Below are 17,043 nucleotides of genomic sequence, written 5' to 3' on the forward strand. Positions count from 1 at the left end.
TCGGGCACAGAGTTTCCACGAGTTCCACGGGAGACGAACTTGCCTGATATCACCACCCCGCGTCCCATCCCCGCCCCCGCCACCCGCACCGTGGCGGTCGTGCTGGCGGGCGGCAGCGGTCAACGCATCGGCCTCGCGACACCGAAGCAGCTGCTCAAGATCGCCGGGAAGACGATCCTGGAGCACACGCTCACCATCTTCGAGCGCGCCGAGCGAGTGGACGAGGTCATCGTGATGATGAACCCGGGCTTCGTCACCGACGCCCAGAGCATCGTCGACCGCGCCGGACTGTCCAAGGTCACCCAGGTGATCCCGGGCGGCACCTCGCGCAACGCCACGACGCAGCTGGCCCTGGACGCGCTGGCCCACCTCCCCGCGGCCACCACCAACGTCCTCTTCCACGACGCCGTGCGACCGATGCTCTCCCAGCGGATCATCGAGGACTGCGTCACCGCGCTGGAGACCCACGAGGCCGTGGACGTGGCCATCCCGTCGTCGGACACCATCATCGAGGTCGACGACGAGCTCATCACCGACGTCCCCCAGCGGTCGCGGCTGCGCCGCGGGCAGACCCCGCAGGCCTTCCGGCTCTCCACCATCCGCGACGCGTACGCGCACGCGTGGGAGGACCCCGGCTTCGAGGCCACCGACGACTGCTCCGTCGTCCTGCGCTACTCCCCCGACGTGCCCATCCACGTGGTCGCCGGTGAGGAGCAGAACATGAAGGTCACCCAGCCGGTCGACATCTTCATCGCGGACAAGCTCTTCCAACTCGCCACCTCCGCCACGCCGGAGCTCTCCGAGGACGACTACGAGCGCCAGCTCTCCGGCAGGACCGTCGTGGTCTTCGGCGGCAGCTACGGCATCGGCGCCGGTGTCGCGGACCTGGCCGAGAAGCACGGCGCCCGCGTCTTCCGCTACTCCCGCAGCGCCACCCGCACCAACGTGGCCAACCCGGACGACGTCGCCGGTGCCCTGGAGCAGGCCTACACCGCCACCGGGCGCGTGGACTTCGTGGTCAACACCGCCGGGGTGCTGCGCATCGGCCGCCTGGACCAGACTGACCCCGCCGAGATCGAGGACACCCTCCGGGTCAACTACCTGGCGCCGGTGAACATCGCCCGCGCCTCCTTCCCGTACCTGGCCCGGACCGGCGGGCAGCTGCTGCTGTACACGTCCAGCTCCTACACCCGGGGCCGCGCCGAGTACAGCCTCTACTCCTCCACCAAGGCCGCCACGGTCAACCTCACCCAGGCGCTGGCCGACGAGTGGTCGGCCGACGGGGTGCGGATCAACTGCATCAACCCCGAACGCACCCAGACACCCATGCGCACCAGGGCTTTCGGGGACGAGCCCGCAGGCAGCCTGCTCAGCTCCGACCAGGTCGCCCGCACCTCCGTCGACGTCCTCCTCTCCGACCTGACCGGCCACGTCGTCGACGTGCGCAGGGAGAGCCTCGCCCTGTCCGGAGCCCGCACGCACGAGAAGGAACGGGAAGCGGCGAAGTGAAGAACTACCTCGCGCGGATCGGGCTGGACAGCACCGCCCTGGCCGTCCTCGGGATCATGGGCCTGACCTTCCTCCTCCAGGCGATCGAGGTCGCCATGGCGCAGGTCTGGATCTTCGGCGTCCTGGCGCTGGTCCTCTACGCCACCGAGTGGCTGGTCTCCCAGCGCGTCACCGTGCTCAGCAAGGTCCTGAGCCGCATCCGGGTCGGCCTGACCGTCCGCACACTGGCCCGGCAGGCCCTGGTGCTGGCGCTCTACGTCTCCGTGGACGCGGTCGGCACCCCCGCCTACTGGTGGACCGCTGGCAGCGTGGCCGCGTTCTTCGTGCTGACCCTCGCCTACGACCTGCTCCGCCACCAGGTGTTCCGCCGGGCCAAGCTGCCGGTGAAGACCCGCAACCTGGACCTGCCCGGGCTCCGGACCCCCGAGGTTCCCGAGCCGCTGCGCTGGCTGTCCATGAGCCGTCTCCTGCTGGCCGACCTCCCGCTGGTCCTCGGCGCCGTCGGCTTCCTCGCGGGCGGCCCGGGCGTCCTGGCCGAGCTCGGCGCGGCTCTCACGGTGCTCCTGGCGCTGAGCGCGGTCCTGCTCGCGGTCCCGGTCTTCCTGGCCCACCTGCGGGCGCCGTCCGACGAGGAGGTCATCGAGGGGGTCAACCGCGCGCTGCGTGAGATCGAGCCCGAGGTGGTCCTGTACTTCACCTTCGGCGTGGGCCAGCAGAACGCCGTCTATCAGGCGAACATGTGGCTGGACGCCCTGGAGAAGGCCGACCGGCGCGCCCTGGTGATCTTCCGCGAACGCGGGAACCTGCCCCACCTGGAGCCCACCTCGCTGCCGGTGGTGTGTGTGCCGCGCGCCGACGACCTGGCCGCCCTGGACCTCTCGGCGGTGCGGGTGGCCCTGTACCCGGGCAACACCGGCAAGAACATCCACCTGATCCAGCGCGCCGAGATCAAGCACGTGTTCGTCGGCCACGGCGACAGCGACAAGCTGCCCAGCAGCAACCGCGTCAGCCGGATCTTCGACGAGATCTGGGTGGCGGGGCGCGGAGGCCGGGACCGCTACGAGCGGGTCCGGCACGCCATCGACGACCGTGACGTGGTCGAGGTGGGCCGTCCGCAGCTGGTCGAGGTACGGGGGCACCGGCCGCCCGAACAGCGCGCGGTACCGACCGTCATCTACGCGCCCACCTGGGAGGGCGTGGACGACAACAACTACCTCACCTCGGCGGACACCGCCGGGCTGGAGCTGGTGGAGCGCCTGGTCGGGGGATCCGAACCGGTCCGGGTGATCTACAAGCCGCACCCGCTGCTGGGGCGGCGCGCCCCCGCCGCCGGAGCGGCGCACCGGCGGATCATCGAGCTGATCGAGGAGGCCAACGGTCGCCTGGAGCCGGTGACTCCGGAGGCCGTCCGCGAGCTCACCGAACTGCGGGAACGGATCGACGCCTTCCGGGAGGGCGCCTCGGAGCAGCGGGTGACCGCCGAGGACCTGGTCGGCTACCGGGAGCTGCTGGAGCGCTGGCACACCCTGTACTGGACCTCGTCCGGCCCCCTGCGCCACCACGTGGTCACCGACACCCTGCCGTCGCTGTTCTCGTGCTTCAACGAGTCCGACGTGATGGTCAGTGACATCTCCAGCGTGGTCGCGGACTTCGTCGCCAGCGGGAAGCCGTACGCGATCGTGGACATGCAGGGGAGCGACGACGACGAGTTCCGTCGGCAGTTCCCGTCGGCGGGCGCGGGCTACGTGCTGCGCCCGGGTCTGGCGGGGCTGGAGACCGTCCTGGCCGCCGCCCGCGAGCCGGGGGGCGACGAGCTGGCCGGTCGTCGCGCGGTGCTCAAGCGGTATTTGCTGGGCCCGGACGAGCCGGACTCGCTGACCCGGTTCAACACGGCCGTGAACGACCTCTACGAGCGGGCGCTGCTGGACTTCCCGGTCGGCGCGACCGCCGAGCCGATCCCGGCCGACCCGTTCCGGGGCCCCGCCGGCACCCCGGTGCCCGTGGGCGACTGACCGTCCCCGAACACCACGGAAGGGCCCGCGCGAGCGTCGCGCGGGCCCTTCCGTGTGCACGTGGGGGTGTCAGGCGGCCTTCCGGTTCTCGGGCGCGGCCAGTTCCAGCTCTTCGAGGGCCTGGTTGATGTCCCGGGTGACGCGGGCGAACTCCCGGGTGGAGAGCCACAGCTTGTAGATGATGAGCATCTCGAAGGCGAGCATCATGGCGGCGGAGGCGACGATGGTCACCACCATGCCGACGGCGGAGAACATCCCGACCAGCGGGGCGACGATGAACACGCCCATCTGGAACTCGATGCCGCTGAACAGGTGCGGGCGGATACGGCTGCCGCGCAGCACGTCACGGTAGCGCCGGTACCAGGGGAACCGCTGGTGGAAGCCCTCTTGGAGGGCTGTGCTCTGAAGCGCCCGGGCCTTGCGGTTCGGGGTGAGGGCGGCAGGGGCCTCGGACCCGTCGGCGTCCTCGGACTCCTCCGACCTCGCCGCGTCGTCCGAACGGCTCCCAGCGCGGGCGGCGGGGGCGGGGGCGTTGACCTGCTCGTCCCGGCCGATGGTGACGCCGTCGTCGTCGCCCGCGTCGTCGTCGAACTCCGCGGCCGCACGGCGCACGCCGCTGGTGTCCTGGTCCTGGGCGTGCTCCTCGACCTCGCGGATGGCCTGCGCGATGTGACGGCGCATGGCCGAGCGGACCTTGGCCATCTGCGGTGAGTTCAGGTACCGGAACATGTCGGTGAAGACGATGCCGAGCAGGACCCACAGGAAGAGCGGGTCCCCCGTGAGGGCGAACTGGCCGCCCATGAGGGCGATACCGCAGATCAGCACACGGATGCGGTCGAAGACGTAGTCCAGCCAGCTACCGAAGACCGAGCCGTTGCCCTTGAGCCGGGCGACCTTGCCGTCCATGCAGTCGAGCACGAAGCTCAGGTGGAAGAGGACCGCTCCGGTGAGCAGCCAGTACCAGTCGCCGAGCCAGAAGCAGAGCGCCGCGAGCAGGCCGAGGAACAGGGCCGCCAGCGTGAGCTGGTTGGGGGTGATCGAGGTGCGGTTGGCGGTGAAGCGCACCAGGCGGGACGCGAGGGGATCGACCAACCAGACCGTCCACCACGAGTCACGCGGTTTGTAGGTCTGTTCCCGTACGTCTTGGAGGGTGAAGGATGACATTCCAGTGACTCCAGAGCATGTTCTGGGGGTGCCGCCGCGCGAGGCGGCGGAGGGCAACTCGCGTCACGGGGTTAGCGGGACCCGTGACGCGCAGCCGTCGTCGGAGGTTGCCTGGGGGATGTCGGTGCCAGCATTCGCAGGGGGGGACCGAAGACCGGGGTCCGACGCGGTCAGGGCCGCACTCCGGGGCATCTCTCATGTGTTCGTCAGCCGAAGGAAGACGCCGAAGTGAACGAAGGGGTTCACACGAACCAACATCGGGACACATCGTGATGAACGCCAGGGGGCGCGTTCCCCACCGAGTTCCGGGAGCGACGTAGCCCGCGCGGGAGGCGCCACCGCTGCCCATGTGATCCGTCGCACACGTTCTCCCTGTTCAGGGATACGCATTCACACAGATTCCATCTCGACTCGACAACAGCCCCCGTCCCTCACACAGGACACACCCCGGTGCTGCTGATACTGGACCGGCAGGGCGTCTCCCTCAGCCCCCACCGCGTGCCCGGCACCCCGTCGCCCGAACGGCCCGGCTGGCCCCTGCCCTCACCTCCTTCGAGCCCGAGGCAGACCCGTGTCCGTTTCCGCCCTGAACCGCGCCCACGACCCCGTCACACCCCACGTGACCCGCCGCCGCCCCGACATCGAGGGGCTGCGCGCCGTCGCCGCCCTGCTGATCGCCGTCTACCACATCTGGTTCGGCACGGTCTCCGGCGGAGTCGACGTCTTCCTGCTGCTCACCGGCTTCCTCATCACCGGGTCGCTGGTCCGGGCCATGGAACGCGACGGGCGCGTCGACGTCGCCGCCTTCTGGACCAAGCTGGTCAAGCGGCTCTTCCCCGCGGGCGCGGTCGTGCTCGCCGCCGTCCTGGTGACGGCCCACGCGTACTTCCCGCGTTCCCAGTGGACGACCGTCATCGAGGACGTGTGGGCGGCCGCCCTCTACTACGGGAACTGGCACCTGGCGCTGGGATCGGTCGACTACATGGCGGAGAACTCCGCCGCCAGCCCCGTCCAGCACTTCTGGTCCCTGGCCGTGCAGGGGCAGTTCTACCTGCTGTGGCCGGTCCTGATCGGCGTCGCCGCGCTGGTCGCCGTCCGGCTGGGCCGGTCGGTCCGCCGGGGCGCCGCCGTGGCGGTGGGCGCGGTCTTCGCCGGTTCCTTCGCCTACTCGTTGTGGATCACCTCGACCGAGCCGGTGTGGGCCTACTTCGACACCGGTGCCCGCCTGTGGGAACTGGCCCTGGGCGGTCTGCTCGCGCTCTTCGTGCACCGGGTGGACCTGCCCGGCTGGGCGCGGACGGCCGCCGGGTGGCTCGGGCTGGTCGCGCTGGTCCTGTGCGGGTTCGTGATCGGCGACTCCCTGCCCTATCCGGGCTACGCCTCCCTGTGGCCCACCCTGGCGGCCCTGCTGATCATCCTCGCGGGCGCGGGCCGGGCGGAGAACGGCCGACTGTCCGCCAACCGGCTCCTGGGCGCCCGCCCGCTGACCTGGCTGGGCGGGCACGCCTACACCCTGTTCCTGTGGCACTGGCCGGTGCTCGTCCTGCACCTGGAGCTGACCGGCCTGGACCGTCCCACCCCCGGCGGCGGCCTCCTCGTCCTGGCGGTGTCCCTCGCGGCGGCGCTGGCCACCAGCTGGCTGGTGGACGGCGGCGTGAACCGGGCCACCCGCGGGCTCCGCACCCCGGTGTGGTCGCTGGCGGCCGGAGTGCTCTTCGTCGTCCCCGTGCTGGTGGCGGGCTCCCTGTGGGGGCAGTCGATCGAACGCGACCGGCAGCTGCGCACCGAGCTCAGCTCGAACCCGCTCGCCTACCCGGGCGCCGCGGTCCACCTCGATCAGGACCTGGCGCGGAACCTGCCCGCGTTGCCGATCTACCCGGACACGACCACGGTCGCCCGGGACACCATCGACCAGACCCGTGAGTGCAACGCGCTGAGCAACCAGCCGGAGGTGGTCACCTGCGAGTTCGGGGACGTGCGCTCCGACTACACGATCGCCCTGGTGGGCAGCTCCCACGTCCGGCACTGGTTCCAGGCTTTGGAGACCCTGGCCGACCAGCACGGGTGGCGACTGGTCACCATGACCAAGAACGCCTGCCAGTTCAGCGCCGAGGAGCAGTGGTACCGGGGGTCGGAGTTCCCCGAGTGCACCCAGTGGAACGACAACGTCATGGCCGCGCTGGACGAACTGGAGCCGGACACGGTCTTCACCCTGGCCTCGCTGACGAGCGTGCGCACCGGCCCCGACGAGCACGTCCCCGCGGGCTTCGTGGAGCGTTGGCGCCAGCTCGACGAGCGGGGCGTGGACGTCGTCGCGGTCCGGGACACCCCCCGGTTCTCCTTCCGGGTCCCCGACTGCACCGACCGCAACCACCGGTCGGAGTGCGCGGAGCCGAGGTCCCACTCGATGGCGGCGGAGGCCCCCTACGAGGAGCTCACCGACGTCCCGGCCAACACCCGCTTCCTGGACATGACCAACTACCTGTGCCAGGAGGAGGTGTGCCACGGAGTGATCGGGAACCAGCTGGTGTACTACGACACCAACCACTTCTCGTACTCCTTCTCCCAGTCCCTGGCGATGGTCATGGAGCCCTATCTGCTGGCCGCCGCGAACCGGGCGCCCGAGGCGGAGCTGACCCTCGCGGAGGCCGCCCTGCCGCTCCAGGAGGCAGCCGCCGAGGAGGGCGGCAACCAGTCCTGACGGGCCTCAGCCGAGCTCGCCCCGGAGCCTGCGCCCGTGCAGCACGCGCAGGCGGTCCACCCAGTCGTCGTGCTCGGGCGCGTGGAAGTGGTTCTGCTCGCCCCACTCCCGGCTGGGCCGCCGGAACCGGGTGGCACGCAGGTCCGCCAGGGTGCCGAACAGGCCGCTGCCCTCGAAGACCGCGTTGCCCGCCCCCGGACCGACCCCGAAGTCGGTGAGGACCAGGGTGGGCACCCGGTGCGCGAGGGCCTCGACCACCGCGGCGGAACCGACCGCCACCAGACCGCGCGCCCGGTCGAGCTGGTCGGACAGACGCCCCGACCGGAAGACCAGGGTGTGGTCCTCCGTTAGGTCGGCGCGGACCAGGGAGCGCCAGGACTCCACGAACGGGAGGCGGTCTCCCGGATCCCGTCCGAGGTGGACGACGACCTCCAGGTCGGGTCGGCTCTCCGCCAGCTCGGTGAGGGCCAGCAGGACGCTCCGGCGCCCGCGTTCGGTGTCCGGCGCCCCGGGGTGGGCGGCGTACACGATCCGGTCACGCCGGGCGCCCCGGTCCTCGCTCCGCCGCCCGAGCGGCAGGCTGCCCAGCCCCACCTCACCCCGGACGCCGAGGCTCTCCCCCAGGGCGGTGTACTCCGCGACCTCGCGGCGGCTGTGCGCCACGAGCAGGTCGACCCTGGAACGGTGCAGCCACTCCCCCTCCGCCGCGGGCAGCGAGAGCGCCGGAAGCGCGGACACCACCACCGGCCGGTACCGGCGGACCACGGACCTCAGGGAGCAGGACAGCGTCTCCACCAGCGGACCTGAGCAGTTGAGCAGCACGACGTCGGGCCGGTGGCGTCGGACCAGGGAGCGGACCTGGCGCGCGGTGAGCACCGGGACGCGCAGCCCGGCCTGCCGACTGCCCTCGGTCTCGTCACGGATCCGGGCCGGGGAGGGGGTCCGGTCGGTGCGGGCCACCGCGAGCCCGACCGTGGTTCCGGCTCCGGAGAGCCGGTCGAGCATGGCGACGGTGAGACCGACCCGCTCCGACGAGTCGGACACCGCCAGGATCGTGGGCGCCCCGACCCGGGTAGCGGGGCGGCTCCCAGTGGGAATGAGGGTCACGAAGCCGCCTCCTTGGCGTTCCGGATGGAGCTCCCAGGCTACACACGGAGAGTGACCACTCGGGAACGCATGGTTGGGAGAAGGCGAACGGCGGCCGCCCCTCGGGGACGGCCGCCGGGTGTGCGGGCGCTACTCGCCCTTCCAGACGGGGTCGCGCTTCTCGGCGAACGCGATCGCCCCCTCCATGGCGTCCTGGCTGACGAACACGGGGCCCGCCAGTTCGTTCTGCCGGTCCCACATCTGGTCCGAGGACCAGTCGTCCGAGGCCTGGATGATCTGCTTGGAGACCTTCAGGGCCAGCGGGCCGTTGGGGGTGATCCGGGCCGCCAGGGCGCGGGCACCCTCCAGGGCGCCTCCGCTCTCGGTGACCTGGTTGACCAGACCGAGCTCGGCCAGGCGTCCCGCGCCGACGAAGTCACCGGTCAGGGCGAACTCCATCGCGATGTTGCGTGGGATGCGGTGCTGGAGGCGGAGGAGCCCACCGGCTCCGGCGACCAGGCCGCGCTTGACCTCGGGGATGCCGAACTTCGCGTCGTCCGCCGCCACGACCAGGTCGCAGGCGAGCACCGCCTCGAACCCGCCCGCGAGGGCGTACCCCTCGACCGCCGCGATGAGGGGCTTCTTGGGGCCGCGCTCGGCGAAGCCGCCGAACCCGCGTCCCTCGACCACCGGGACCTCGCCCTTCATGAAGGCCTTGAGGTCCATCCCGGCGCAGAAGGTGCCACCGGCGCCGGTGATGATCGCGACGTTGACGTCCTTGCGGGCGTCCACGTCGTCCAGGGCCTCCGCGATGCGCGTCGCGACCGCCGCGTTCACGGCGTTCTTCGCCTTGGGACGGTTGATGGTGATGACGGCGACGCCGTCCTCAGCCGTGTAGAGAACCTCGTCGGACACGGTGTCCTCCTACTTCGGGGGCATGCGGAGGCCGCCGTCGATCCGGACGACCTCCCCGTTGACGTAGCTGACCTCCAGCAGGGTCCGGGCCAGCTTGCCGAACTCGGCGGCGGTGCCCAGGCGCTTGGGGAAGGGGACCGGGGCGGCGAGGCGCTGCTTGAACTCCTCCGAGCCCGGGCCGTCGCCGTAGATGGGCGTCTCCAGGATGCCGGGGGCGATGGTGTTCACGGTGACGCCGATGGCCGCGAGGTCGCGCGCCGCAGGGAGGGTCATACCGATCACGCCGCCCTTGGAGGAGGAGTAGGCGATCTGACCGATCTGGCCCTCGATGCCCGCGAGGGAGGCGGTGTTGAGGATGGAGCCGCGCTCGCCGTCCTCGTTGACCGGTTCGGTCTTCGCGATCTCGGCCGCCGACAGGCGCAGCACGTTGAAGGTGCCGATGAGGTTGACCTGGATGACCTTCTGGTAGCTGTCCAGGTCGTGGGGGTTGCCGTTCCGGTCCACCGTGCGGGTCGCCCAGCCGATCCCGGCGCAGGAGACCGCGACCCGGAAGGGTTTTCCGGTGTCGACGGCGGCCTGGACGGCCGCCTTGACCTGGTCCTCCTGGGAGACGTCGGTGGAGACGAAGACGCCACCGATCTCCTTGGCGACCGCCTCGCCGCGCTCGGCGTTGAGGTCGGCGATGACGACGGTGGCTCCGGCGGAGGCGAGTTCCTTGGCGGTGGCCTCACCGAGGCCGCTGGCGCCGCCCGAGACGAGGGCGGAGATTTCGTTGAGATCCATGGCCGCACTCTACAGAGAATGTGACCCGCGCACTAGAACCGGGTTCGGTTAATCACGGGTAACGCCCTGACCAGCGCCGTTGGAACCCACTGGAGCGGGTATGAGCAAGGCACGTTCTTCTGTCGTCACTCAGCGCTACCTTCCTGTCATGCGAAGAACAGCGACACTAGAGTGGCCCCAGGAATCGACCCAGGAGGATTCGATGGCCGAGCCGCTCCCCGACTGGTTCCTCACCCCGCCCGGGGGCTGGACCGCTGATGACATGGACCGACTTCCTCCGGGGGTACCCCGGATGGAACTCATCGACGGAGCGCTCGTCTTGCTTTCCCCCCAGACCCGTTTTCACTCGCACGTCATGATCAACCTGGCACACGAACTCCAGGACATGGCACCCAAGTGCGTCGATGTCCTCGCCGAGATGACGATGAAGCTGGGCAAGTACCAGCGGCCCGAACCCGACATCCTCGTCTACGAGTTCGAGGAGGGGAGGGACGACCACCTCGACTGGTACCAGGCCACCCACGTCCCGCCCGAGGACGTCCTCATCGCGATCGAGATCGTCTCCCCGGAGTCCCGGGAGCGGGACCGCACCACCAAACCGATGAAGTACGCGGCAGCCGGAATCCCGCACTTCTGGCGGATCGAACCGGAGGAGACGGGGCCCGCGATCCACGTGTACGAACTCGACGGGGGCCGTGATCCCCGCTACGTCCCGACCACCATCGCCCGGGAGCGGCTCAAGCTGGACGTGCCCTTCCCGATCGACGTCGACGTGCGGGCGCTGGCCCCTCGGCGCTGACCCTCACCACCGGGCCCTGCCCAGGCGCTGCTGGCGGCGGCGTCCGCGACCCCTCGGCAGGGCCTCGCGCGCGAGGTCTGCGGCGCCCACCAGTCCCGCCTCGTTGCCCAGGGCCGCGGCGACCACACGGGCCTCCGGCCGGTAACCCCGGCCGGTCAGACTCCTCGCGAAGGCGCTCCGGGCCGGGCCGAGCAGCAACTCACCCACCTCGGACACTCCACCGCCGATCACGAACAGCTCCGGGTCGAAGGCCGCCGCCAGGTTGGCCAACCCCACACCGAGCCACCCGCCCGCTTCCTCCAGGAGCTCACGACAGGCGCGGTCCCCCTTCCGCGCGAGCTCGCTCACCAGCGGCCCCGTGATCAGCGCCGGGTCCCCGCCCACGGCCTGCCACAGCACCTCCGCCACCGGGGACTCCGCCGACACCAGCTCGCGGGCCTCACGGGTGAGCGCGTTCCCGCTCGCGTACTGCTCCCAGCAACCCCGGTTACCGCACTCACAGCGGTGCCCGCCCGGCACCACCGTCATGTGACCGAACTCGCCCGCCAACCCGTAGCGTCCGCGTCTGAGCTCCCCGCCCAGGACGATCGCGCCACCGATCCCCGTGCCCAGGTTGACCACCACGACGTCGTCCACGCCCCGCGCGGCGCCTGCCCGCACCTCGGCCCAGGCCGAGGCGTTCGCGTCGTTCTCGACCACCATGGGCAGCCCGAGACGCACGGAGAGCGCGTCCCTGAGCGGCTCCTCACGCCAGGACAGGTGCGGGGCGAACAGCACCCGGGAACGGCGCTCGTCGACGAACCCCGCCGCGCCCACGCCCACGGCACGCACCCGGTACTCCCGACGCAGCTCGGACACGACCGACACGATCGTGTCCTCCACCACCGTGGCGCTCCGGCTCCGCGCCGGGGTCTCGGTGCGCAGCCGCGCCAGCACCCGGCCGCCGGGGGTGACCACCCCGGCCGCGACTTTGGTCCCCCCGATGTCCACACCGACGGTGAGGGAGTGCCCGTACCGCGCGTTCGTCATCATGCCGCTCCGCTCCACCCGCCGGGGACCAGTGGCCCCCGGTCATCCGACCCTAGGCAGCGGCCCGCCGGGGGCCGCCCCACCACACCGCACACACACGAGAACGCGCACCCGGGCCGACGTGTGCCCGGATGCGCGCTCGAATCGTGGGAGGAACGCCCTACGCGAGGGCGGTGCGCACCACCCCGGCCAGACGCTCGGCCACGGCCGTGGCCTGCTCCAGCTCGGGGGCCTCCACCATCACCCGCACCTTCGGCTCGGTCCCGCTCGGGCGGATCAACACCCGCCCGGTCTCGCCCAGCTCCGCCTCGGCCTCGCGGACGGCGGCGGCCAGCTCCTCGGACTCCGCCGCCCGGGAACGGTCCACGTCGGGGACGTTGATGAGCACCTGCGGCAGGCGGGTCATCACCTTGGCCAGCTCGGCCAGGCCCTGGCCCCGGTGCGCCATCGCGGCCAGCAGGTGAAGGCCGGTCAGCAGACCGTCGCCGGTGGTGGCGTGGTCGAGCAGGATCACGTGGCCGGACTGCTCGCCGCCCAGACCGAACCCGCCGCGCTTCATCTCCTCCAGCACGTACCGGTCACCGACCGCGGTCTCCACCACGGTGACGCCCTCGCGCGCCATCGCCAGTTTCAGGCCGAGGTTCGACATGACCGTCACCACGAGGGTGTCCTTCTCCAGACGCCCGGCGTCCTTGGCCTCCGTGGCCAGGATCGCCAGGATCTGGTCGCCGTCCACCACGTTGCCCTCGGAGTCCACGGCCAGGCAGCGGTCGGCGTCGCCGTCGTTGGCGATACCGGCGTCGGCGCCGTGCAGCCGCACCGCCTCCTGGAGGGCCGCCAGGCTGGTGGACCCGCACCCCTGGTTGATGTTGTGGCCGTCGGGCTGGTCACCGATCGCGATGACCTCCGCGCCCGCTCGGCGCAGCGCCTCGGGGGCGACCGTGCTGGCCGCTCCGTGGGCGCAGTCCATGACCACCTTGAGCCCGTTCAGGGCGTGCGGGAGCGAGTCCAGGACGTGCTGGGTGTACCGCTCGGCGCCGTCGTGGGACTCCGTGACCCGGCCGACCGCGTCGCCCACGGCGGGGGTCGAGGGGACGCCGAGCATGCCCTCGATCTCCTCCTCCAGGGCGTCCTCCAGCTTCTGGCCTCCCCGGGCGAAGAACTTGATCCCGTTGTCCGGAGCCGGGTTGTGGCTGGCCGAGAGCATCACACCGAAGTCGGCGCCCAGGGCACCCGTGAGATAGGCCACGGCCGGTGTGGGCAGCACGCCGACCTTCACGACGTCCACACCGGTGCTCGCCAGGCCCGCGACGACCGCGGCCTCCAGGAACTCACCGGACGCGCGGGGATCGCGGCCGACCACCGCGAGCGGTCGCCGCTCCCCCTCGGCACGGGCCAGGACCCTCGCCGCCGCGATGGACAGTTCCAGGGTGAGCGAAGCGGTCAGGTCGCGTCCCGCGAGACCGCGTACACCATCGGTTCCGAACAGCCGAGCCACAGGCGACAGCCCCTTTCGAAAGCGGCGCCGGAGAGAGCCGGCGCCGGTGAATTTCAGCGTGGCCGAGAAAGCCACCGGAAAAACCAAAAGCCCGTACGCCGTCCCCGACAGAGGGAACGACGTACGGGCGAAAGCTCAGCCGAGCAGGAGCCGGCGCATGAGCATTAGCGCTTGGAGAACTGCGGAGCCTTGCGCGCCTTCTTGAGACCGGCCTTCTTCCGCTCGACCTCACGGTCGTCACGGGTGAGGAAGCCGGCCTTCTTCAGGGTCGGACGGTTGTTCTCGGCGTCCAGGGTCGCCAGCGCACGGGCGATGCCGTGACGCAGGGCGCCGGCCTGGCCGCTGGTGCCGCCGCCGTCAAGACGGGCGAAGACGTCGTAGGCGCCGTCGAACCCGAGGGAGACGAAGGGGTCCTTGACCGTCTGCTGGTGGACCTTGTCCGGGAAGTAGACATCAAGCGGCTTGCCGTTGATCTTCCACTCGCCCGAACCGGGGGCGATGCGGACGCGGGCGACGGCCTGCTTACGACGACCGGTACCGGCGCTGGGGCCGGACGCGGTGGGGACGTAGGCGGCGGTCGTCTCGTCCGACTCGCTCGTGTACTCGGAGGGGAAGTCCTCCGGGTTCTCGGCGATTTCCTGCTCGACGTCTTCGATGCCGGTGGGCTCGACCACGGTTATCCTCGTGCTTCCTGTAAAAGTCTGCGAACGCCTAGGCGGGCTGCTCGATCTTCTTGATTTCGAACGGAACCGGCTGCTGGGCCTGGTGCGGGTGCTCCGCACCGGCGTACACCTTGAGCTTCTTGCCCATCTGACGGCCGAGGGAGCCCTTGGGGAGCATGCCCTTGACGGCCTTCTCGATGGCCCGCTCGGGGTTCTTCTCCAGCAGGTCGGCGTACGCGATCGAACGCAGACCGCCGGGGTAACCGGAGTGCCGGTAGGCACGCTTCTGGTCCAGCTTCTTGCCGGTCAGGGCGACCTTCTCGGCGTTCACGACGATGACGAAGTCGCCGGTGTCGATGTGGGGCGCGTAGTAGGGCTTGTGCTTGCCCCGAAGCAGCGTGGCGACCTGGCTCGCCATACGCCCGAGCACGAGATCGGTAGCGTCGACAACGTGCCACTGACGCTGGACATCGCTTGGTTTGGGGCTGTATGTGCGCACGATCGTTCGCCTTCGCTCTTCAGTCGGCTGCCCCATCCCGAACGGGATGGTGGACTCGTATTACGGAACACCCCTACGGGTGCGGGGCCGGGAACAGCCGCCGCGGGTGCGGGGCTGTTACTTGGCCGGATGTCCCATGTCCAATCAGGACGACCCGGTCGTGAGTGCGCAGACGATGGTGCGTGGATCGGCACCCAGCTTCGGGAGTTTGGGGCCCACGGCAACTCAACGCACAACGACGAAATATCCTACCTGTCCACCCTAACGCAGGTCAAAGCGAGCGTCGGGCCGACCGATGGGATACGTCTGGCGGGAAAGCGCCGGGACGGGTTCACATCCGTGACCTCTCCGCCTTTTATTATGCCTGTCGCCGGGAGTGCTTCGTCCTGCTCTCGCCCACGCGTTGGTTACCCTTGCACCAAAAGGCCGGTATCCGCCCGGTACCACGGGCGGCGCGCCGCACCTTGGAGACGCCCGTCACGATCGCCGAACGTCCGCTGAAGCAGTACGGAAGCCCCAGCGCGGACACAGGCCACGGGCCCGGCGAACCGCGGCCCAGTCCCACTCTCAGAGCCTTCGGAGACTCCCATCAGTACCCATCCGAACCCGCCTCAGTACGGCCCAGACGGACGACCTCTCCAGCCGGAGGCAGGCGACGGTCGGGACCTGCTCGGTGCGCCCTCCCAGCCTGAGGGCCAGCATTCCACATCCGGGCCGCAGTTCCCGCCGCACGCGGGCCCCTCGGGTCCGCAGTTCCCGGCGCACGCCGGGCACTCCGGCCCGCAGCCGCCGCAGCCCGCTCCGGGCCTCCCCCCGCACGGCCAGTTCCCGCAGCCGCCCCAGGGCGGCACCGGGCCGCAGGGTGTTCCCGGTGCGCACAGCGGCCCCCAGCTCCCGCCGCACGCCGGCCCGAGCGGCCCGCAGGCACCGCCCCACCCGGGCGGCCCACAGCAGGGCGGACCCCGTCCCGGCGGTCCCGGTGCCCCCACCGGCGGCCACCCCGGAATGGGACATCTCACTCAGAGCGGGCCGAACGTTCCCCCCGGCGCCCCCCACGGCGGCCCTCCCGGCCCCGGACGGCCGGTCACCGGACCGCAGGCTCCCGGCCACCCCCACCCGGGCCCGCCCCTTCCTCCCGGGGCACCGCACCCCGGTCAGGGCGGGCCGATGCCTCCGCACGCCCAGGGCCGTCCACCGCAGCCGCCCCACGGCCAGCCCGGCCCGCCCCAGGGCCCTCCCGGCAGCGGCCCCCAGATTCCGCCCGGCGGCCCCCAGGCGATGCCCACCGGCGGCCAGCCGTCGATGCGCGGACCGATCCCGCCCCCGCCCAACTCCCTTCCGCCGGGCCCGCCCGGAGGCCCCGGAGCCCCGGGGATGCCCCCGCACGGCGCGCCCTCCGGTGGTCGGCCGCCGTCGTACCCCGTCCAGCCGCCGGAGCCGCCCCGGCCCTCCGAGGAGCCTGTCTTCCCGGCCGACGCCATGGGAGCGACCCAGAACCTGAGAGCGGTCCCGGCCGCTCCCTCCGGGGGTGCCCGTCCGCTCTACCGGGACGAGGTTCCCGAGGACGCCGGTGCGGACACCGCCCAGTTCGACGTCCAGAGCGTGCGGGACGACTACGACGACTACGACGATTACGAGGACTACGACGACGGGCCCGCGCGGAAGCGCCCCCGGAGCCAGCTCGTCCTCATGGGCGCGGGTTTCGTCGCCCTGCTGGCGATCGCTGGCGGCGGCGCCTTCTACTTCGGCTCCGGCGGCACCGGCGCGGCCACGGTCTCCGACGAGGGCGCCGACTCGGGAGCCCTCTCCGCGGACGGCCTCTTCCCCGAGGAGATCGAGATCGAAGGCCAGGGCACGTTCAGCCGCGTGGCCGTGGATGACAGCGAGGACTGCGCCTCGGGCACCCACGGCGACTACGGCCAGGTGCTCACCGACAACGACTGCCGTCAGCTGGTGCGCGCGTCCTACCTGAGCGAGGACCAGAACCACGCGGTCACGGTCGGGGTCGCCGCCCTGCCCAGCGACGCGGAGGCCGAGACGGCCCTGGGAGCCCAGGACCTGGTCGGCGCCGCGTGGTTCGCCGGGCTGCCCGGCGAGGAGGGCACCCCGGCCGAGCGCCTCGGTTACTCGGGCGGCCACGGCAGCAGCGGCCAGTGGGGCCGCTACCTCCTCTTCTCCCTGTCCGCCAACAGCGACGGCAGCGACGAGGGCACCGAGGACGGCGCCGACGCCACCGAGCTGCGCGACATCGGCGAGGGGTTCATCGAGAGCGCCCACTCGGCGCTGGCCGACGACCGCGCCTGACCACACGAGGCGGCGCCACCCCGGTTGTCCACAGCCCAGTGGACCAGGGTGGCGCCGTCCCGTGTTTCCAGCTCTACTTGTC

The 17,043-nt window shown here is 71.2% G+C and carries 14 protein-coding genes; 5 read left to right on the forward strand and 9 right to left on the reverse strand.

Annotated elements, in window-relative coordinates:
• The first annotated feature begins 39 nt into the window (after positions 1-39).
• Both ACFW3L_RS10065 and ACFW3L_RS10070 read left to right on the forward strand, forming a co-directional pair.
• Positions 40-1,509: an SDR family NAD(P)-dependent oxidoreductase gene (locus ACFW3L_RS10065; protein WP_378738489.1), complete on the forward strand. Its 1,470-nt coding sequence runs from the start codon at positions 40-42 to the stop codon at positions 1,507-1,509.
• On the forward strand, positions 1,506-3,521 hold the full coding sequence (locus ACFW3L_RS10070; protein ID WP_378738491.1) for a glycerophosphotransferase: 2,016 nt from the start codon (positions 1,506-1,508) through the stop codon (positions 3,519-3,521). Before ACFW3L_RS10065 ends, ACFW3L_RS10070 begins: the two co-directional genes overlap by 4 nt.
• Before the next feature lie 69 nt (positions 3,522-3,590).
• Here ACFW3L_RS10070 and ACFW3L_RS10075 read toward each other — a convergent pair whose 3' ends face one another.
• Positions 3,591-4,685: a CDP-alcohol phosphatidyltransferase family protein gene (locus ACFW3L_RS10075; protein ID WP_378738493.1), complete on the reverse strand. Its 1,095-nt coding sequence runs from the start codon at positions 4,683-4,685 to the stop codon at positions 3,591-3,593.
• 571 nt (positions 4,686-5,256) lie between these two features.
• On the opposite strand from ACFW3L_RS10075, the gene ACFW3L_RS10080 reads away from it, so the two are divergent.
• Positions 5,257-7,386, forward strand: coding sequence for an acyltransferase family protein (locus ACFW3L_RS10080; protein ID WP_378738495.1), 2,130 nt, complete (start codon positions 5,257-5,259; stop codon positions 7,384-7,386).
• 6 nt (positions 7,387-7,392) lie between these two features.
• Here ACFW3L_RS10080 and ACFW3L_RS10085 read toward each other — a convergent pair whose 3' ends face one another.
• The 3 genes from ACFW3L_RS10085 to ACFW3L_RS10095 all read right to left on the reverse strand — a co-directional run bounded on the left by ACFW3L_RS10085 (position 7,393) and on the right by ACFW3L_RS10095 (position 10,170).
• Entirely contained in the window at positions 7,393-8,493 is a 1,101-nt protein-coding gene (locus tag ACFW3L_RS10085) for a DUF6716 putative glycosyltransferase (protein WP_378738497.1), read from the reverse strand.
• 129 nt (positions 8,494-8,622) lie between these two features.
• The gene (locus ACFW3L_RS10090) at positions 8,623-9,387 is read right to left on the reverse strand and encodes a crotonase/enoyl-CoA hydratase family protein (protein ID WP_378738499.1); all 765 of its coding nucleotides are present in this window, start codon (positions 9,385-9,387) and stop codon (positions 8,623-8,625) included.
• A gap of 9 nt (positions 9,388-9,396) precedes the next feature.
• Positions 9,397-10,170, reverse strand: coding sequence for an SDR family oxidoreductase (locus ACFW3L_RS10095; protein ID WP_378738502.1), 774 nt, complete (start codon positions 10,168-10,170; stop codon positions 9,397-9,399).
• Positions 10,171-10,372: 202 nt separating this feature from the next.
• Between ACFW3L_RS10095 and ACFW3L_RS10100 the strand changes: the two genes are divergently transcribed.
• Positions 10,373-10,969, forward strand: a complete 597-nt coding sequence (locus ACFW3L_RS10100; RefSeq protein WP_378738505.1) for a Uma2 family endonuclease — start codon at positions 10,373-10,375, stop codon at positions 10,967-10,969.
• Between the two features lie 3 nt (positions 10,970-10,972).
• Here ACFW3L_RS10100 and ACFW3L_RS10105 read toward each other — a convergent pair whose 3' ends face one another.
• The 5 genes from ACFW3L_RS10105 to ACFW3L_RS10125 all read right to left on the reverse strand — a co-directional run bounded on the left by ACFW3L_RS10105 (position 10,973) and on the right by ACFW3L_RS10125 (position 15,656).
• A complete protein-coding gene (locus ACFW3L_RS10105) occupies positions 10,973-12,001 on the reverse strand; it encodes an ROK family glucokinase (protein ID WP_378738507.1) in 1,029 nt (342 codons plus the stop codon).
• A 157-nt stretch (positions 12,002-12,158) separates the two neighbouring features.
• Complete coding sequence (gene glmM, locus ACFW3L_RS10110; protein WP_378738509.1) at positions 12,159-13,496, reverse strand: phosphoglucosamine mutase; 1,338 nt, start codon at positions 13,494-13,496, stop codon at positions 12,159-12,161.
• Between the two features lie 164 nt (positions 13,497-13,660).
• Entirely contained in the window at positions 13,661-14,170 is a 510-nt protein-coding gene (gene rpsI, locus ACFW3L_RS10115) for a 30S ribosomal protein S9 (protein ID WP_378738511.1), read from the reverse strand.
• A gap of 37 nt (positions 14,171-14,207) precedes the next feature.
• Positions 14,208-14,657: a 50S ribosomal protein L13 gene (gene rplM / locus ACFW3L_RS10120; protein ID WP_378738514.1), complete on the reverse strand. Its 450-nt coding sequence runs from the start codon at positions 14,655-14,657 to the stop codon at positions 14,208-14,210.
• A gap of 567 nt (positions 14,658-15,224) precedes the next feature.
• The gene (locus tag ACFW3L_RS10125; RefSeq protein ID WP_378738517.1) at positions 15,225-15,656 is read right to left on the reverse strand and encodes a hypothetical protein; all 432 of its coding nucleotides are present in this window, start codon (positions 15,654-15,656) and stop codon (positions 15,225-15,227) included.
• A 168-nt stretch (positions 15,657-15,824) separates the two neighbouring features.
• Here ACFW3L_RS10125 and ACFW3L_RS10130 point away from each other — a divergent pair, with 168 nt between their 5' ends.
• Entirely contained in the window at positions 15,825-16,961 is a 1,137-nt protein-coding gene (locus ACFW3L_RS10130; RefSeq protein ID WP_378738519.1) for a hypothetical protein, read from the forward strand.
• Positions 16,962-17,043 lie beyond the last annotated feature (82 nt).

The organism is Nocardiopsis sp. NPDC058789, assembly GCF_042745575.1.
Lineage (GTDB): Bacteria > Actinomycetota > Actinomycetes > Streptosporangiales > Streptosporangiaceae > Nocardiopsis > Nocardiopsis eucommiae.